Source organism: Serratia sp. BNK-23 (assembly GCF_047456145.1).
GTDB classification, from domain to species: Bacteria; Pseudomonadota; Gammaproteobacteria; order Enterobacterales; family Enterobacteriaceae; genus Serratia; species Serratia nematodiphila.
Map to the genome: position 1 here is coordinate 2019605 of NZ_CP179900.1, position 15355 is coordinate 2034959.

Genomic DNA, 15355 nt, shown 5'->3' on the forward strand with positions numbered 1-15355 from the left:
CGTTAATGCGACTTCATGCCCGCCGCGGTCATCAGCAGGCGGAACAGCGAGGCGACCACGAACAGCCCCAGCACGCTGGCGCTCCAGATGATCACCAGCCAACCGATGCGTTTCCACCAGGGCGCCGGAGCGACGGCTGCCGTTTTATCTTGCATAGCGTCCTCCCTCCTCAGTGATAGCCGTGCTCATGGCTGATCTTGCCGCGGAACACGTAGTAGCTCCAGAAGGTGTAGACCAGGATGATCGGGATGATGAACAGCGCGCCCACCAGCATAAAGCCGAGGCTCTGCGGCGGCGCGGCGGCGTCCCACAGGCTGATGGCCGGCGGGATCAGGTGCGGCCAGATGCTGATGCCAAGCCCGCTCAGGCCGAGGAACACCAGCAACAGCGTCAGCATGAACGGCGAGTAGTGCGCGCCGCGTTTCACCCCGCGCTGAATGCCCCAGGCGCTGAGCAGCACCAGCAGCGGCACCGGCAGCAGCCAGAACAGGTTCGGCAGCGTAAACCAGCGGGCGGCGATTTCCGGATGCGCGATCGGCGTCCAGATACTGACTGCGGCCAGCACCAGCAACAGGATCGCCAGCAGCGGCGTCGCCAGGTAATACATGCGCGCCTGCAGATCGCCGGCGGTTTTCATCACCAACCAGGTGCAACCGAGCAGGGCGTAGGTTACCACCAGCCCCAGCCCGCAGAACAGCGCGAACGGCGTCAGCCAGTCCAGCGCGCCGCCGGCGTAGGTGCGGCCTTCGACCGGGAAACCGTTGATCACGGCGCCCACCACTACCCCCTGGCTGAAGGTGGCGAAGAGAGAGCCCCAGATGAACGCCTTGTCCCAGATATGGCGCTTCTGCGGCGTCGCCTTGAAGCGAAACTCGAAGGCCACGCCGCGGAAAATCAGCCCGATCAGCATCAGCGTCAGCGGGATCGCCAGCGCGTCGAGGATCACCGAGTAGGCCAGCGGGAAGGCGCCGAACAGCGCCGCACCGCCCAGCACCAGCCAGGTCTCATTGCCGTCCCACACTGGGGCGACGGTGTTCATCATCAGATCGCGATCGCCGCTCTCTTTCACCCACGGAAACAGGATGCCGATGCCCAAATCGAAACCGTCCATCACCACATACATCATGGTGCTGAACACGATGATCACAAACCAAATCAGCGGAAGATCGATACCCATGTTCAGCTCCTGTCGTCCAGAGTGTCGTTGACCGCGGACAGCGGACGCGCCGGGCGGCCCTCGGTATTGTCTTCTTGGTGCTCATGCGGCTGCGGCCCTTTGCGGATCAGACGCATCATGTAGGAGTAGCCCACGCCGAATACCGAGCAATAGACGATGATAAACGCCAGCAGGCTGATGCTCATGTGCAGATCGCCGTGCGCGGAGACCGCATCCTTGGTGCGCAGCAGGCCATACACCACCCACGGCTGGCGGCCGATCTCGGTGGTGAACCAGCCCGCCAGCAGCGCCAGCAGTCCGGATGGGCCCATCCACAGAATGAAGTACAGGAACGGACGCGACTGATAGAGCCCGCCGCGCCAGCGCAGCCACAGGCTCCACACCCCGGCCAGGATCATCAGCATACCCAGCCCGACCATGATGCGGAACGACCAGAACACCACGGTGGAGTTGGGGCGATCCTCCGGCGGGAAGGATTTGAGCGCCGGCACCTGCTCGGTCAGGCTGTGCGTCAGGATCAGGCTGCCGAGATAGGGCACCTCCAGCTTGAAGCGGGTCTCTTCACGCTGCATGTCCGGCCAACCGACCAGGATCAGCGGCGTGGCTTCGCCCGGCGGGTTTTCCCAGTGGCCTTCGATGGCGGCGATCTTCGCCGGCTGGTGTTTCAGCGTATTCAGGCCGTGCGCATCGCCGATCAGCGCCTGCACCGGCGCGACGATCAGCGCCATCCACATCGCCATCGACAGCATCTTGCGCATCGCCGGCGTATCGCGGCCGCGCAGCAGGTGCCAGGCGGCCGACGCGCCGACGAAGAACGCCGAGGAGAGGAAGGCGGCGGTGGACATATGCAGCAGGCGATACGGGAAGGACGGGTTGAAGATCACCTTCAGCCAGTCGACCGGCACCACCTGGCCGTTGATGATTTCGTGCCCCTGCGGGGTCTGCATCCAGCTGTTGGAGGCCAGGATCCAGAAGGTGGAGATCAGCGTGCCGAGCGCCACCATGCAGGTGGCGAAGAAGTGCAGCCCTGGGCCGACGCGGTTCCAGCCGAACAGCATCACGCCGAGGAAACCGGCTTCGAGGAAGAAGGCGGTCAGCACTTCGTAGGTCAGCAGCGGCCCGGTAATGCTGCCGGCGAACTCGGAGAAGAAGCTCCAGTTGGTGCCGAACTGGTAGGCCATCACCAACCCGGAAACCACGCCCATGCCGAAGTTAACGGCGAAAATCTTTGACCAGAAATGGTAAAGCTCACGATAGGCTTCATTGTGCGTTTTCAACCATAATCCCTCCAGCACCGCCAGATAGCTGGCTAAGCCGATGGTGATGGCGGGGAAGATGATATGGAAAGACACGGTGAAGGCGAACTGTATTCTGGCGAGTTCCAGTGCATCAAGACCCAGCATGGCGCCTCCTAGGGTTGAACATAAATTAACCTCTTGAGTATAGCTGTCATTTTTATGTGAAAAGCTTGGCGTGAAGTTAATCACGAAGTACAGTGACTATAATAGTGACAGTTATTTTACTTTTTCATATAACAGTTAATGGTTATGACCCGATACGAACAGCTTGCGCAGCAGATTAGAGAACAGATCCAGAACCGGGTGTGGCGGGCGGGCGACAAGCTGCCTTCGCTGCGCGAGAGCGGCAAACGCGCCGGATTAAGCTTGATGACGGTGGTGCAGTCTTACCAACTGCTGGAGAGCCAGGGGTGGATCGTCGCCCGGCCGCAGTCGGGTTACTACGTGGCGGCGCGTCCGCAGCCGCTGCCTCAGCCTTCGCGCGGCGAGAAACTGTTGCTGAGCGAGCAGGTGGACATCAACGCCTTTATTTTTGACGTGCTGCAGGCCTGCAAGGATCCGGACATCGTGCCTTTCGGTTCGGCCTTTCCCGACGCCACGCTGTTCGCCCAGCCGAAGCTGGCGCGGGCGCTGAGCAGCGTAGCGCGCAAATTCACGCCGCACAGTTCGCTGGCCAACCTGCCGCCGGGCAACGACGCGCTGCGGCGGCACATTGCCCAACGTTATGCGCTGAGCGGCATGCAGGTCGCGCCGGACGAAATCGTTATCACCGCCGGGGCGATGGAGTCGCTCAGCCTCAGCCTGCAGGCGGTGACCCAACCGGGCGACTATGTGGCGATCGAGTCGCCGGCGTTTTACGGCGCGCTGCAGGCGCTGGAACGGCTGCGGCTGAAGGCGGTGGCGATCGCCACCCATCCGCAGGACGGCATCGATCTGGACGCGTTGCAACAGGCGGTGGAGCAGTATCCGATCAAAGCCTGCTGGCTGATGACCCACTTCCAGAACCCGCAGGGCGCCACCCTGCCGGAGGCCAACAAACAGCGTCTGGTGGCGCTGCTGCGCGAGCGGCAGATCTCGCTGATCGAAGACGATGTCTACGGCGAGCTGTACTTCAGCGCCGAACGGCCGCTGCCGGCCAAGGCGCTCGACAGCGGCGGCCAAATCCTGCACTGCTCGTCGTTTTCCAAATGCCTGGCGCCGGGCTTTCGCGTTGGCTGGGTGGCGGCGGGGCGTTATGCGCAGCAGATCCAGCGTTTGCAGCTGATGAGCACCGTTTCCACCAGCGTGCCGACCCAGATGGCGCTGGCGGATTATCTGCTGCACGGCGGCTACGACACCCACCTGCGGCGGTTGCGCCGCCTGCTGGCCCAGCGCCAAAGTGCGATGCGTCAGGCGATTGCCCACCATTTCCCGCCGACGGTAAAGGTCAGCCAGCCCGACGGCGGTTACTTCCTGTGGCTGGAGCTGGATCCGGCGCTGTCGTCGATGGAGCTGTACCGGCGGGCCCTTTCCCGGGGTATCAGCATCGCGCCGGGGCGCATGTTCACCACCGGCGACCATTTCAACCACTGCTTCCGTCTCAACGCCTCTTTTGAATGGAATGACCGCTTTGAAGAGGCGATCAAAACCTTAGCCAAACTTATCCGGGGGCTGGCGGCGGCCGGTTGAGCCGCGTTTTTCACGCCGCTTCGCCCCAGAAAAATTCATAATGCTTTTTTCGGCAATGGAATGCCGGTTTCGTTGTTAGACAGCCCTCCAGCCGCCCATTACTCTGCGATAAATTTTGTCACATTTTTATCAACGGGTAGACGAGGGGCAGTGGGTGAGTAGAATAAAAAACAAGCTAAACAAACTGTTGCGTTATCGGTTGACGCCGCTGGCGTTGATCTGCGCGCTGGGATTGAGCGCCGGCGCGCAGGCGGAAACGCTGGCCGAAGGCATCACGCCAGCCAGCGACGCCAGCCGGGTGCCGGCCGCCGCCAAGCTGCGCAAAGACACCGTGGTGGCGGGCATCTCGGAACCGCAGGGGATTTTCAACCCGTATCTGTTCGCCAACGGCTGGGACGAGAACGTCACCGACGTGATCTTCAGCCGCCTGATCGGCCTGGACAGCCAGGGCAAGCCGGAAGGACGCCTGGCGGAGTCCTGGCAGGTCAGTCCCGATAATCTGACCTACACCATCAAGCTGCGGCCGAATCTGGTCTACAGCGACGGCTCGCCGCTGAAGGCCGACGATATCGCCTTTACCCTGACGCTGTTGCACGATCCGGCCTATGACGGCGACACTGACATCACGCCGGCGCACATTCAGGGCGGCGCCGAGTATAAAAACGGCACCGCCGCCGGCATCAGCGGCCTGAAGGTGATCGACGATCGCACCATTCAGATCGTCACCACGCAACCGGGCGCTACCACGCTGCAACTGATCGGCGGCCCGGTGCTGTCGCGGGCTTACTACGGCAAAAACTATCAGCGGGGCAAGCTCGACGGCGTGCGCGCCTTGAACGGCAAACCGCTCGGCAACGGCCCCTATATTTACGACAAGTACGTGCCGGGGCAGGAGATCCGCTTCCACGCCAACCCGAACTTCTACCTCGGTACGCCGCCGATGGCGCGCTTTATCTATCGCGTCACCAACCCGGCCACCAACTTCCAGCTGTTCCAGACCGGTGAGACCGACTACGACGCCTTTACCGCCAAGCCGGACGATATCGAACAGCTCAAGCTGCTCGGCTTCGCCAATATCAACCTTTACAGCTCGAGCGATTACAGCCGGGTTGATTTCAACCTCAGACGCCCGGCGCTGCAGGACAAGCGGGTGCGCCAGGCGTTGATTTACGGCCTGGATCGGCAAAAGCTGATCGCCGTGGTGTATCAGGGGTACGGCAAGGTCGCCAACCAGCCGATTTCGCCTATCTCCTGGGCCTATGACGCGAATGGCATCAATCCTTACGCTTACGATCTCGATAAGGCCAAAAAGCTGTTGGACGAGGCGGGCTGGCAGGTGGGCGCTGACGGCATCCGGCAGAAAGACGGTAAAAAGCTGGAGCTGACGCTGCTGGTGACCAAAAAGCTGATCAACGACGCGCTGGTGCCGATCGCCAAGGATAACTACCGCCGGCTCGGCGTGGTGCTGAAACCGCAGGTATTGGATTTCAACGCGCTGCTGGCGCAGCGCAAGGCGGGCAATTACGACCTGGCGTCCCTCAGCACCAGCACGCTGAACGATCCGCACGACGGCGTACGCGACTTCATCAGCCGCGAGAGCGAGACCGGCTATCACAACCCGCAGGTGGACGCGCTGATCGCCAAAGCCAATGCCACGCTGGATATCGCGCAGCGCAAGCCGCTGTACCACCAGCTGTACCAGGCGCTGTCCGACGATCCGCCGGTGATCCTGCTCGGCAACCGCGAGATTTTGAGCGCCAGCAGCGCGCGCGTCACCGGCTTTAAACCGGATATCTACAACGGATTGGTCGGCAGCCTGCCGAACGTCAAACCGGCGCCGTAACGCCCTGACGCCGCCGCGCCATTCCGGGCGGCGGCGATGGAACCCGCGATGAGAAATTTTATCCTGCGCCGTCTGCTGCAGACGATCCCGATGCTGCTGTTGGCTTCCTTGCTGATTTTTTGCATTTTCGCCCTGGCGCCCGGCGATTTTATCGACGGCAACATCAATCTGACCGCGCAACGCGCCGCCGAGCTGCGGGCGCTGTACGGGCTGGATCAGCCGTTGTTCAGCCGCTATCTGCACTGGCTTGGCCGGCTGCTGCAGGGCGACCTCGGCTTTTCACTGCAGTACCAGATCCCGGTCAGCACGCTGCTGAACCAATACATCTGGAATTCGTTCCTGCTGGCGGCGGTGGCGATGGTGTTGTATTGGGGTATCGCGCTGGCGGTGGGAGTGATCTCGGCGATGAAACCCTATTCGCTGTTCGATCATCTGATCACCGTGGCGGTGTTCGCCGCCATGTCGTTTCCGACGTTCTTCCTGTGCCTGTTGCTGATCAAATGGTTCGCCGTCGATCTGCACTGGCTGCCGGCGGGCGGCATGCTGCGCACCGGCAGCGAGGCGAGCGGGCTGGCCTGGGCGCTGGAGGTGGCGGCGCACCTGCTGTTGCCGGTGCTGGCGCTGGTGATGCTGCAGGCCGGCAGCCTGACGCGCTATTTCCGCGCCAGCATGCTGGAGGTGATCCGCATGGACTATATTCGCACCGCGCGCGCCAAAGGGCTCAGGGAGAAAACGGTGATCCTCAAACACGCGCTGCGCAATGCGCTATTGCCGATCATCACCCTGCTGGGGTTCGAGCTGCCGGGATTGTTCTCCGGCGCACTGATCACCGAAAAAATCTTCAACTGGCCGGGCGCCGGACACATCCATATCGATTCGCTGGCGGCGCGTGATTACCCGGTATTGATGGGGTTCACGCTGTTTCTGGCCGCCTTGACCATTCTCGGCAATCTGCTGGCGGACATTCTGTACGCCTACGCCGATCCACGCATTCGCTTGAGGTAACACGATGTTGGCTACGTTGTTTTTCGGCCGCCGTCGCCGCTGGCGCCAGGCGCAACTGCCGGCGCTGGCGCAACTGTCGCCACCGCCCGCGGCGCAGGCCTGGCGACGGCTGCGTCGCCACCGGCCTGCGATGATTTCGCTGGCGTTGCTGGTGCTGTTGGCGTTGCTGTGCCTGATTGGGCCGTCGTTGTCGCCGTGGCGCGACGATGCCGGCGATGTGCTGAATATCAATCAGGCGCCGAGCGGCGCGCACTGGTTGGGCACCGACTTTCTCGGCCGCGATATCTGCACCCGGCTGCTGCTGGCGGGGCGGATATCGCTGACCATCGGCCTGGTGTCGATGTTGCTGTCGGTGACGCTGGGCTACGTGCTGGGGGCGCTTTCCGGTTATCTGGGCGGCGTGGCGGACCGGCTGATCATGCGCTTCGCCGATCTGCTGATGACCATTCCCGGCCTGCCGCTGTTGATCATCATGGGCGCGATGCTGACCGAACTCGACGTGTCGCCGGACTACCGCATCTACATGGTGATGATCATGCTGAGCCTGCTGGGCTGGCCGTCATTGGCGCGGCTGGTGCGCGGCCAGATCCTGTCGCTGCGCGAGCGGGATTTCATGCTGGCCACCGAGGTGCTGGGTCTCTCCACCCGGCGACGCCTCTTCGGCCATCTGCTGCCCAACACCGTACCGATTCTGGTGGTGGTGGCCACCATGGCGGTGGCCAACGCCATTCTCAGCGAATCGGCGCTGAGTTACCTCGGGCTGGGCGTGGTGCCGCCGACGCCGTCGTGGGGCAACATGATGGACGCCGCCAACAGCCTGATCGACTTTCAGCGCCGGCCCTGGCTGTGGATGCCGCCCGGGCTGGCGATCTTCGTCACCGTGGTGGCGATCAATATCCTGGGCGACGGCCTGCGGGACGCGCTCGATCCGAAAATGAATGGAGTAACACGATGAGTCAACCGCTGGTGGCGTTCGACCGACTGTCGGTGTCGTTTCAGGGCGAGCAGGGGCCGGTGCGGGCGGTGCAGCAGGTCAGCCTGGAACTGCAGGCCGGGCAAACGCTGGGGATCGTTGGCGAATCGGGCTGCGGCAAAAGCGTGACCGCCATGGCGCTGATGGGGCTGTTGCCGCAGCCGCTGGCGCAGGTAGACGGCGGCGAGATTCGTTTTGAAGGACAAAACCTGCTGTCGCTGCGGGCGGCGCAGATGGCTGATTTGCGCGGCAACCGGCTGGCGATGATCTTTCAGGAGCCGATGAGCGCGCTCAATCCGGTGCTGACGCTCGGCGAACAGCTGCTGGAGCCGCTGATTCGTCATCTGGCCCTGTCGCCGAAAGCGGCCTGGCGTCAGGCGGTGCAACTGCTGGAGGAAGTGGGGTTGGCGCGCGCGGAGGCGCTGATGCGCTGCTACCCGCACCAGCTTTCCGGCGGCATGCTGCAGCGCGTGATGATCGCCATGGCGATAGGGTGCCGGCCGGCGCTGCTGATCGCCGATGAACCGACCACGGCGCTCGACGTCACGGTACAGGCGCAAATCCTGGCGTTGCTGCGCGAGCAGAGCCGGCGACACAATATGGCGATGATCTTAATCACCCACGATCTTGGGGTGATCGCACAAATGGCGGATCGGCTGGCGGTGATGTACGCCGGGCGTGTCGTCGAGCAGGGAACGACGCGGGAAGTGCTGGCCGAACCGCGGCACCCTTATACTCAGGGGCTGATCGCCTCGCGGCCGGTGCCGGGGCAGCGGCGTCGCCGTTTGTACTCCATTCCCGGCCAGGTGCCGGATCTGGCGCGGCTGCCTGAACACTGTGCGTTTGCCGAGCGCTGCGCGCAGGCCACCGCGCGCTGCCGCGACGGCATCCCGCCGTTGTACGGGACTCAGCAGCGCCAATCCGCCTGCTTCCTCAACGCCGGAGGGCGCCTGCATGTCGACTGAACCCTTGGTGGAAGTGAAAGGATTAAAGAAATATTTCCCGCTGCGCGACGGGCTGTTCGGGCGAACCACCGGCCAACTGAAGGCGGTGGACGACGTCAGCTTCAGCATTCGCAAGGGCCGCGTTTTCGGGCTGGTGGGCGAGTCCGGCAGTGGCAAAACCACCGTCGGCCGCACGCTGCTCGGCCTGCACGATAAAACCGCCGGTGAGGTGATGTTCAAAGGGCAGGCGCTGGATAGCCTCAGCAAAGACGCGCTGCGCGCCCTGCGGCCGAAAATGCAGCTGGTGTTTCAGGATCCGTACAGCTCGCTGAATCCGCGTCTGCGCGTGGGCGACGCCATCGGCGAAGCGCTGTTGCAGCATGGCCTGGCAAGCAAGGCGGAACTGCGCGAACGGGTGCTCGATACCCTGGCGATCTGCGGGCTGTCGCCGCAGCATTACGGGCGGTTTCCCCATGAGTTTTCCGGCGGCCAGCGGCAGCGCGTCGGCATCGCGCGCGCGCTGATCCTGCAACCGGAATTTATCGTCGCCGATGAACCGATATCGGCGCTCGACGTGTCGATTCAGGCGCAGATCATCAATCTGTTTTCCGATTTGCAGGAAAGGCAGGGGGTGACGCTGCTGTTTATTTCGCACGATCTCGGCGTGGTGGAGCATCTGTGCCAGGACGTGGCGGTGATGTATCTGGGGCAGATCGTCGAGAGCGCCGACCGCGATTCGCTGTTTCGCCAACCGCTGCATCCCTACACGCAGGTCTTGTTGGCGGCGGTGCCGACGCTGGATGCGCACCGTTCGCCGGCGTGGGTGGCCGGGGGCGAAGCGCCCAATCCCGCCAACCCGCCGCGCGGCTGCCGTTTCCATCCCCGCTGTCCGCTGGCCACGGCGCAATGCCGTGAACAGGCGCCGCATCTGCGCAGCGTGGCGCCCGGCCATCAGGTGGCTTGCCACGTGGTTGGCTAGCGTCAGGACAGGTAGTGCTTCAACGCGCGCCCGGCCTGGTGGATCGCCGAATGCACCGCCGGGACGTGGGCGAGCGGATTCAACAGGCCGTAATCGTGGATCAGGCCGTTGTAGCGGGTGGCGGTGACCTCGACGCCGGCGGCGTCAAGCAGACGCGCGTAAGCTTCCCCCTCATCGCGCAACACGTCCAGCTCGGCGGTCTGCACCAGCGCCGGCGGCAAGCCCCGCAGCTGTTCCGGCGTGGCGTTGAGCGGCGAGGCGTAGATCTCTTTGCGCTGCGCCTTATCGGGCGCATAGCTGTCCCAAAACCACTTCATCATGTTGCGGGTCAGGAAATGGCCTTCGGCGAACTGATGATAGGAATCGGTATCAAAGTGGGCGTGCGTGACGGGCCACAGCAGGATCTGGCAACGCAGCGCCGGTATGCCTTTCTCTTTGGCCATCAGGCTGACCACCGCCGCCATATTGCCGCCGACGCTGTTGCCGACCACCGCCAGCCGTGACCCATCGACATTGATTTTTTCGCCGTACTCGGCCACCCATTCCGTGGCGGCGTAGGCCAGATTGATCGCCTGAGGATAATGCGCTTCCGGGGAGCGTGGGTAGTTGACGAATACCGCCGCCGCGCCGGAGCTGTAAACCAGATCGCGCACCAGCCGCTCATGAGTGGGAAAATCGCCCAGCACCCAGCCGCCGCCGTGAAAGAACATGAATACCGGCAACGCCTCCTTGACCCTGGCCGGCCGCACCAACTGCAGCAGAATATCCTGGCCCTCAACGTGGATGGTTTTCTCGCTGATCTCCACCTCGCGCAGCGGCACGTCTACGCTGCGCTGCGCCGCTTCCAAAACTCTGCGCGCCTCTTTGGGCTTCATCTGCTCCATGGGTTTACCGCCACCGGCATTCAGCGCGTCGAGAAACGCGCGGATGTCGTGTTGGGCGTGCGGCTGGCTGAGATCGACGGTTTTCTTGGGCATGGTGGCTCCTTGTGCGCAGAAGAGAAGGGGCGGTCAGGATCACAGTGTAGTCGCTGGCGTACAAAGCAGGAACCGCGGTCAGCGCGGCTCCTTTTTCGCGAGTATGGCGGGTGGCGCCTCTGCGTCGCTGCCGCGTTGCACCATGCTGGCGCGCCGCTGCACCCGATGGGGGCAAAAAGTGTGATAGCGAGCAAATTGGGGGAAATTATTTTTGCGAGCCCGATCAGAAATCCTGAAGTTTTTCGTAATTGAATAGGATTTCGCACGCAATGATGATTTTAGGCCTTATTTTTTAATTTATGCATTACCAATGCATAGAAAATGAATAAATATTCATTATAAGCCGTTGTTTTAACGTAAAAAATAGCCAAATCCGGCAAAAATCCCGTTTTGGCACGATAGCTGCTCTACACTCTTTATCAAACGACATGTATTTTAACTGCTCGTTAACATTTACTCCCCGCTCAGGGACCGGATATACGCCATAAATAGTGAAAAACCGATTTTATGTAACAGATTTGTTTCTAAATCAGCGGTAAGGGACAGCATTTTCTCCGCCGCGAAAGTCGGTTTTGAACAACGGTTTTTTTGCATTGTGGCGGTCTAACCGGGCTTGAGCGGCCCTTACAGTCAAAATTCAGCCTTTGCTGAGATTATGAGGTCACTATGGAACAGCCAATCGCAGTTACCCGCCAGTCTTTCGATGACTGGATGGTCCCGGTTTATGCCCCTGCCGATTTTATTCTGGTGCGTGGCGAAGGATCGCAGGTGTGGGATCAGCAGGGTAAGTCTTACATCGATTTCGCCGGCGGCATCGCGGTTAACGCGCTGGGCCATGCGCACCCGGCGGTCAAGGCGGCGCTGGTGGAACAGGCGGGCAAACTGTGGCATCTGGGCAATGGCTATACCAACGAACCGGTACTGCGTCTGGCCAAAAAACTGATCGACGCCACGTTCGCCGACAAGGTGTTCTTCTGTAATTCGGGTGCAGAAGCCAACGAGGCGGCGCTGAAACTGGCGCGTAAACACGCGCACGACCAGCACGGCGCCGGTAAAGATCAGATTGTGGCGTTCAACAACGCGTTCCACGGCCGCACGCTGTTCACCGTCTCCGCCGGCGGCCAGCCGAAATATTCGCAGGATTTTGCGCCGCTGCCGGGCGGCATCACCCATACGCCGTATAACGATCTGGCCGCAGCGGCCGAGCTTATCAACGATCGCACCTGCGCGGTGATCGTCGAGCCTATTCAGGGCGAGGGCGGCGTGCTGCCGGCGGAGGCCAGTTTCCTGCAGGGGCTGCGTGAACTGTGCGATCGTCATAACGCGCTGCTGATCTTCGACGAAGTGCAGACCGGCGTCGGCCGCACCGGCCATCTGTATGCCTACATGCAGTACGGCGTGGTGCCGGACGTGCTGACCACCGCCAAAGCGCTGGGCGGCGGCTTCCCGATCGGCGCGATGCTGACCACCGATGCGCTGGCGAAAACGCTGGGCGTCGGCACCCACGGCACCACCTACGGCGGCAACCCGCTGGCGACGGCGGTGGCGGGGGAAGTGTTCTCCATCATCAACACGCCGGAAGTGCTGGAAGGCGTCAAACAACGTCACCAGTGGTTCATCGACGGGTTGAACGATATCAACCGTCAGTACCCGATCTTCGCCGAGATCCGCGGCGGCGGTTTGCTGATCGGCTGCCAACTGAAGAAAGACTATGCCGGCAAAGCGAAGCAGATCACCCAACTGGCCAACGAAGAAGGCGTTATCGCGCTGATCGCCGGTCCGGACGTGGTGCGTTTCACGCCGTCGCTGATCATCCCTGAGCAGGATGTGAAAGAGGGGCTGGCGCGATTCGCGCGCGCCGTGGCGCGCATTTGCAGCTAATCAGCGGGCTGCGCCTTCACCGGCGCAGCCTGATTCAGAAGAGGTTCGCATTATGATGATTATTCGCCCTATAGAGCGTCGCGATCTGGCGGATTTACTGACGCTTGCCGGTAAATCCGGCATCGGTCTCACTTCACTGCCGCAGAATGAAGATACCTTGTCGGCGCGCATTGAGCGGGCGTTAAAAACCTGGCAAGGCGAACTTCCGCAAAGTGACCAGTGTTATTTGTTCGTGTTGGAAGACAGCGAGCGCCGGCAGGCGGTGGGGGTCTGCGCAATTGAAGTGGCCGTCGGCCTGGCGGAACCCTGGTACAGCTTCCGCGTTGGCACGCAGGTGCACGCCTCCAAACAGCTGAACGTCTATAAATCGGTGCCGACGCTGTTCCTCAGCAACGACCATACCGGCCATTCGGAGCTGTGTACGTTGTTCCTCGATCCGGATTATCGCCACGGCGAGAACGGCAAGCTGCTGTCGAAGGTGCGTTTCCTGTTTATCGCCGCGTTCCGTGAACGCTTCTCCCGGCGTCTGATCGCCGAGATGCGCGGTTTCTCCGATGAAAACGGCCGTTCGCCGTTCTGGGAGAGCGTCGGTCACCGTTTCTTCTCCATCGAGTTCGCCAAGGCGGACTACCTGAGTGGCACCGGGCAAAAGGCGTTTATCGCCGAGCTGATGCCGAAACACCCGTTGTATGTCGATTTCCTGGCCGAAGATGCGCAGAAAGTGATTGGCGAAGTGCACCCGCAAACCCTGCCGGCGCGCCGCCTACTGGAGGCGGAAGGCCTGAGTTATCAGGGCTACGTCGATATCTTCGACGGCGGCCCGACGCTGGAAGCGGAGATCGACCATATCCGCGCGGTGAAGCAGAGCCGCCTGGTGAAAGTGGTGCTGGATGACACGCCGATGCGCGCCGATGCGCCGGTGCATCTGGTGGCCAACGACAACTATCAGAATTACCGCGCACTGTTGGTCAATGCCGATCTGTATGACGACCGCCTGCATATCAACGCCGCCACCGCCGCGGCGCTGGGCGTCGAACAGGGCAGCCCGGTGCGGGTGCTCCCCCTTATTGCACAGGAGAAAGCATGATGTCCCATCCTGCTCTGTTGGTTAATGGCGTCTGGCGGCAGGGCCGCGGCGCCGAGTTTGGCAAGACCGACCCGGTCGGCAATCAGCCGCTGTGGCGCGCCAACGCCGCTGACGCCGATGACGTCGCCGCTGCCTGCGAAGCCGCGCGCGCCGCGTTCCCCGCCTGGGCGCGCACGCCGTTCGAGCAGCGCGAACAGCTGGTGAAACGCTTCGCCGCCTTGCTGGAGGAACACAAGCAGTCGCTGGCGGAAACCATCAGCCGCGAGACCGGCAAGCCGCGTTGGGAAACGCTGACCGAAATTCAGGCGATGATCGGCAAGGTGGGCATTTCGCTGCAGGCCTATCAGGCGCGCACCGGTTTTAGCCAGACGGCGATGGCCGACGGCGCTTCGGTGCTGCGCCATCGTCCGCACGGCGTGCTGGCGGTATTCGGGCCTTACAACTTCCCCGGCCATCTGCCGAACGGCCATATCGTGCCGGCGCTGTTGGCCGGTAACTGCGTGGTATTCAAGCCGAGCGAGCTGACGCCGTTGACCGCCGAGGAGACCCTGAAACTTTGGCTGCAGGCCGGTCTGCCGGACGGGGTGATCAATCTGGTGCAAGGCGGCCGCGAAACCGGCGAAGCCTTGGCGGCCAGTGCGGATATCGACGGTCTGCTGTTTACCGGCAGCGCCGGCACCGGCTATCACCTGCATCGCCAATTGGCGGGGCAGCCGGAGAAGATCCTGGCGCTGGAGATGGGCGGCAACAATGCGCTGATCGTCGACGGTTTCGAGGATCGCGACGCGGCGGTCAACCTGGCTATCCAGTCGGCATTTATCTCCGCCGGTCAACGTTGCACCTGTTCGCGTCGCATTCTGGTGAAGCAAGGGGCGGAAGGCGATGCCTTTATCGCGCGTTTGGTTCAGGTGGCGGGCGAACTGCGCGTCGGCCGTTGGGATGACGAACCGCAGCCGTTCATGGGCGGGGTAGTGTCGGCTGCCGCGGCGGAAAACATGCTGAAAGCACAGCAGCGCTTGCTGGCGTTGGGCGGCAAATCGCTGCTGGCCATGCGTCTGCTGGAGCCGGGCAGTTCGCTGCTCAGCCCGGGCATCATCGAGCTGACCGGCGTGGCCGGCGTGCCGGACGAAGAGTACTTCGGGCCGTTGACCACCATCGTGCGTTACCGCGATTTCGACGAGGCTCTGCGGCTCGCCAACCAGACGCGCTACGGCCTGTCGGTGGGATTGGTCTCGCCGCAGCGCGAGCTGTTCGAGCGGCTGTTGCTGGAAGCGCGCGCCGGCATCGTCAACTGGAACAAGCCGCTGACCGGGGCGTCCAGCGCGGCGCCGTTCGGTGGCGTGGGGGCCTCCGGCAACCATCGCCCAAGCGCCTTCTATGCGGCGGACTATTGCGCCTGGCCGATGGCTTCGCTGGAAAGCGAAAGCCTGTCGCTGCCGGCCACGCTCTCGCCGGGCTTGTCGTTCCGTTAATCGTCTGCGGCGGCGCGATGGCGCTGCCGCACGCTATCCCCAGGGGATAAA

General features: G+C 62.4%; 13 protein-coding genes. 9 read left to right on the plus strand and 4 right to left on the minus strand.

Annotated features, from left to right (window positions below):
• Positions 1-2: 2 nt before the first annotated feature.
• The 3 genes from ACMGF9_RS09510 to ACMGF9_RS09520 are packed head-to-tail and all read right to left on the minus strand — an operon-like array spanning position 3 to position 2580.
• Positions 3-155: a DUF2474 domain-containing protein gene (locus ACMGF9_RS09510; protein ID WP_015378180.1), complete on the minus strand. Its 153-nt coding sequence runs from the start codon at positions 153-155 to the stop codon at positions 3-5.
• 14 nt (positions 156-169) lie between these two features.
• Positions 170-1177: a cytochrome d ubiquinol oxidase subunit II gene (gene cydB, locus ACMGF9_RS09515; protein ID WP_004934617.1), complete on the minus strand. Its 1008-nt coding sequence runs from the start codon at positions 1175-1177 to the stop codon at positions 170-172.
• Positions 1178-1179: 2 nt separating this feature from the next.
• Positions 1180-2580, minus strand: a complete 1401-nt coding sequence (locus ACMGF9_RS09520) for a cytochrome ubiquinol oxidase subunit I (protein WP_004934615.1) — start codon at positions 2578-2580, stop codon at positions 1180-1182.
• Positions 2581-2724: 144 nt separating this feature from the next.
• Here ACMGF9_RS09520 and ACMGF9_RS09525 point away from each other — a divergent pair, with 144 nt between their 5' ends.
• The 6 genes from ACMGF9_RS09525 (at position 2725) to ACMGF9_RS09550 (ending at position 9887) form a co-directional block, all read left to right on the plus strand.
• The gene (locus ACMGF9_RS09525) at positions 2725-4143 is read left to right on the plus strand and encodes a PLP-dependent aminotransferase family protein (RefSeq protein ID WP_004934613.1); all 1419 of its coding nucleotides are present in this window, start codon (positions 2725-2727) and stop codon (positions 4141-4143) included.
• Between the two features lie 187 nt (positions 4144-4330).
• Complete coding sequence (locus tag ACMGF9_RS09530) at positions 4331-5986, plus strand: ABC transporter substrate-binding protein (RefSeq protein ID WP_414160633.1); 1656 nt, start codon at positions 4331-4333, stop codon at positions 5984-5986.
• 48 nt (positions 5987-6034) lie between these two features.
• Positions 6035-6991: an ABC transporter permease gene (locus ACMGF9_RS09535; RefSeq protein ID WP_004934604.1), complete on the plus strand. Its 957-nt coding sequence runs from the start codon at positions 6035-6037 to the stop codon at positions 6989-6991.
• Positions 6992-6995: 4 nt separating this feature from the next.
• Complete coding sequence (gene opp4C / locus ACMGF9_RS09540) at positions 6996-7946, plus strand: oligopeptide ABC transporter permease (protein WP_004934600.1); 951 nt, start codon at positions 6996-6998, stop codon at positions 7944-7946.
• Positions 7943-8929: an ABC transporter ATP-binding protein gene (locus ACMGF9_RS09545; RefSeq protein WP_033632808.1), complete on the plus strand. Its 987-nt coding sequence runs from the start codon at positions 7943-7945 to the stop codon at positions 8927-8929. Before opp4C ends, ACMGF9_RS09545 begins: the two co-directional genes overlap by 4 nt.
• Entirely contained in the window at positions 8919-9887 is a 969-nt protein-coding gene (locus tag ACMGF9_RS09550; protein ID WP_118891953.1) for an ABC transporter ATP-binding protein, read from the plus strand. Before ACMGF9_RS09545 ends, ACMGF9_RS09550 begins: the two co-directional genes overlap by 11 nt.
• Positions 9888-9889: 2 nt before the next feature.
• Here ACMGF9_RS09550 and ACMGF9_RS09555 read toward each other — a convergent pair whose 3' ends face one another.
• Positions 9890-10864, minus strand: a complete 975-nt coding sequence (locus ACMGF9_RS09555) for an alpha/beta hydrolase (protein ID WP_021503907.1) — start codon at positions 10862-10864, stop codon at positions 9890-9892.
• Between the two features lie 666 nt (positions 10865-11530).
• Here ACMGF9_RS09555 and ACMGF9_RS09560 point away from each other — a divergent pair.
• From ACMGF9_RS09560 to astD, 3 genes are read left to right on the plus strand one after another with little or no spacing between them, the layout of a single operon-like run.
• Positions 11531-12745 carry an aspartate aminotransferase family protein gene (locus ACMGF9_RS09560; protein WP_015378175.1) on the plus strand — a complete coding sequence of 405 codons (1215 nt, stop codon included), beginning with the start codon at positions 11531-11533 and terminating at the stop codon, positions 12743-12745.
• Between the two features lie 52 nt (positions 12746-12797).
• Positions 12798-13832: an arginine N-succinyltransferase gene (gene astA, locus ACMGF9_RS09565; RefSeq protein ID WP_004934585.1), complete on the plus strand. Its 1035-nt coding sequence runs from the start codon at positions 12798-12800 to the stop codon at positions 13830-13832.
• On the plus strand, positions 13832-15304 hold the full coding sequence (gene astD / locus ACMGF9_RS09570; protein WP_414160634.1) for a succinylglutamate-semialdehyde dehydrogenase: 1473 nt from the start codon (positions 13832-13834) through the stop codon (positions 15302-15304). The genes astA and astD overlap by 1 nt, the downstream gene beginning before the upstream one ends.
• Positions 15305-15355: the final 51 nt, after the last annotated feature.

What these genes read in the sequence shown, in the direction of transcription:
- ACMGF9_RS09510 (WP_015378180.1), bottom strand. Translation starts at nt 155, where the DNA reads ATGCAAGATAAAACGGCAGCCGTCGCTCCGGCGCCCTGGTGGAAACGC.
- cydB (WP_004934617.1), bottom strand. Translation starts at nt 1,177, where the DNA reads ATGGGTATCGATCTTCCGCTGATTTGGTTTGTGATCATCGTGTTCAGC.
- ACMGF9_RS09520 (WP_004934615.1), bottom strand. Translation starts at nt 2,580, where the DNA reads ATGCTGGGTCTTGATGCACTGGAACTCGCCAGAATACAGTTCGCCTTC.
- ACMGF9_RS09525 (WP_004934613.1), top strand. Translation starts at nt 2,725, where the DNA reads ATGACCCGATACGAACAGCTTGCGCAGCAGATTAGAGAACAGATCCAG.
- ACMGF9_RS09535 (WP_004934604.1), top strand. Translation starts at nt 6,035, where the DNA reads ATGAGAAATTTTATCCTGCGCCGTCTGCTGCAGACGATCCCGATGCTG.
- opp4C (WP_004934600.1), top strand. Translation starts at nt 6,996, where the DNA reads ATGTTGGCTACGTTGTTTTTCGGCCGCCGTCGCCGCTGGCGCCAGGCG.
- ACMGF9_RS09545 (WP_033632808.1), top strand. Translation starts at nt 7,943, where the DNA reads ATGAGTCAACCGCTGGTGGCGTTCGACCGACTGTCGGTGTCGTTTCAG.
- ACMGF9_RS09550 (WP_118891953.1), top strand. Translation starts at nt 8,919, where the DNA reads ATGTCGACTGAACCCTTGGTGGAAGTGAAAGGATTAAAGAAATATTTC.
- ACMGF9_RS09555 (WP_021503907.1), bottom strand. Translation starts at nt 10,864, where the DNA reads ATGCCCAAGAAAACCGTCGATCTCAGCCAGCCGCACGCCCAACACGAC.
- ACMGF9_RS09560 (WP_015378175.1), top strand. Translation starts at nt 11,531, where the DNA reads ATGGAACAGCCAATCGCAGTTACCCGCCAGTCTTTCGATGACTGGATG.
- astA (WP_004934585.1), top strand. Translation starts at nt 12,798, where the DNA reads ATGATGATTATTCGCCCTATAGAGCGTCGCGATCTGGCGGATTTACTG.
- astD (WP_414160634.1), top strand. Translation starts at nt 13,832, where the DNA reads ATGTCCCATCCTGCTCTGTTGGTTAATGGCGTCTGGCGGCAGGGCCGC.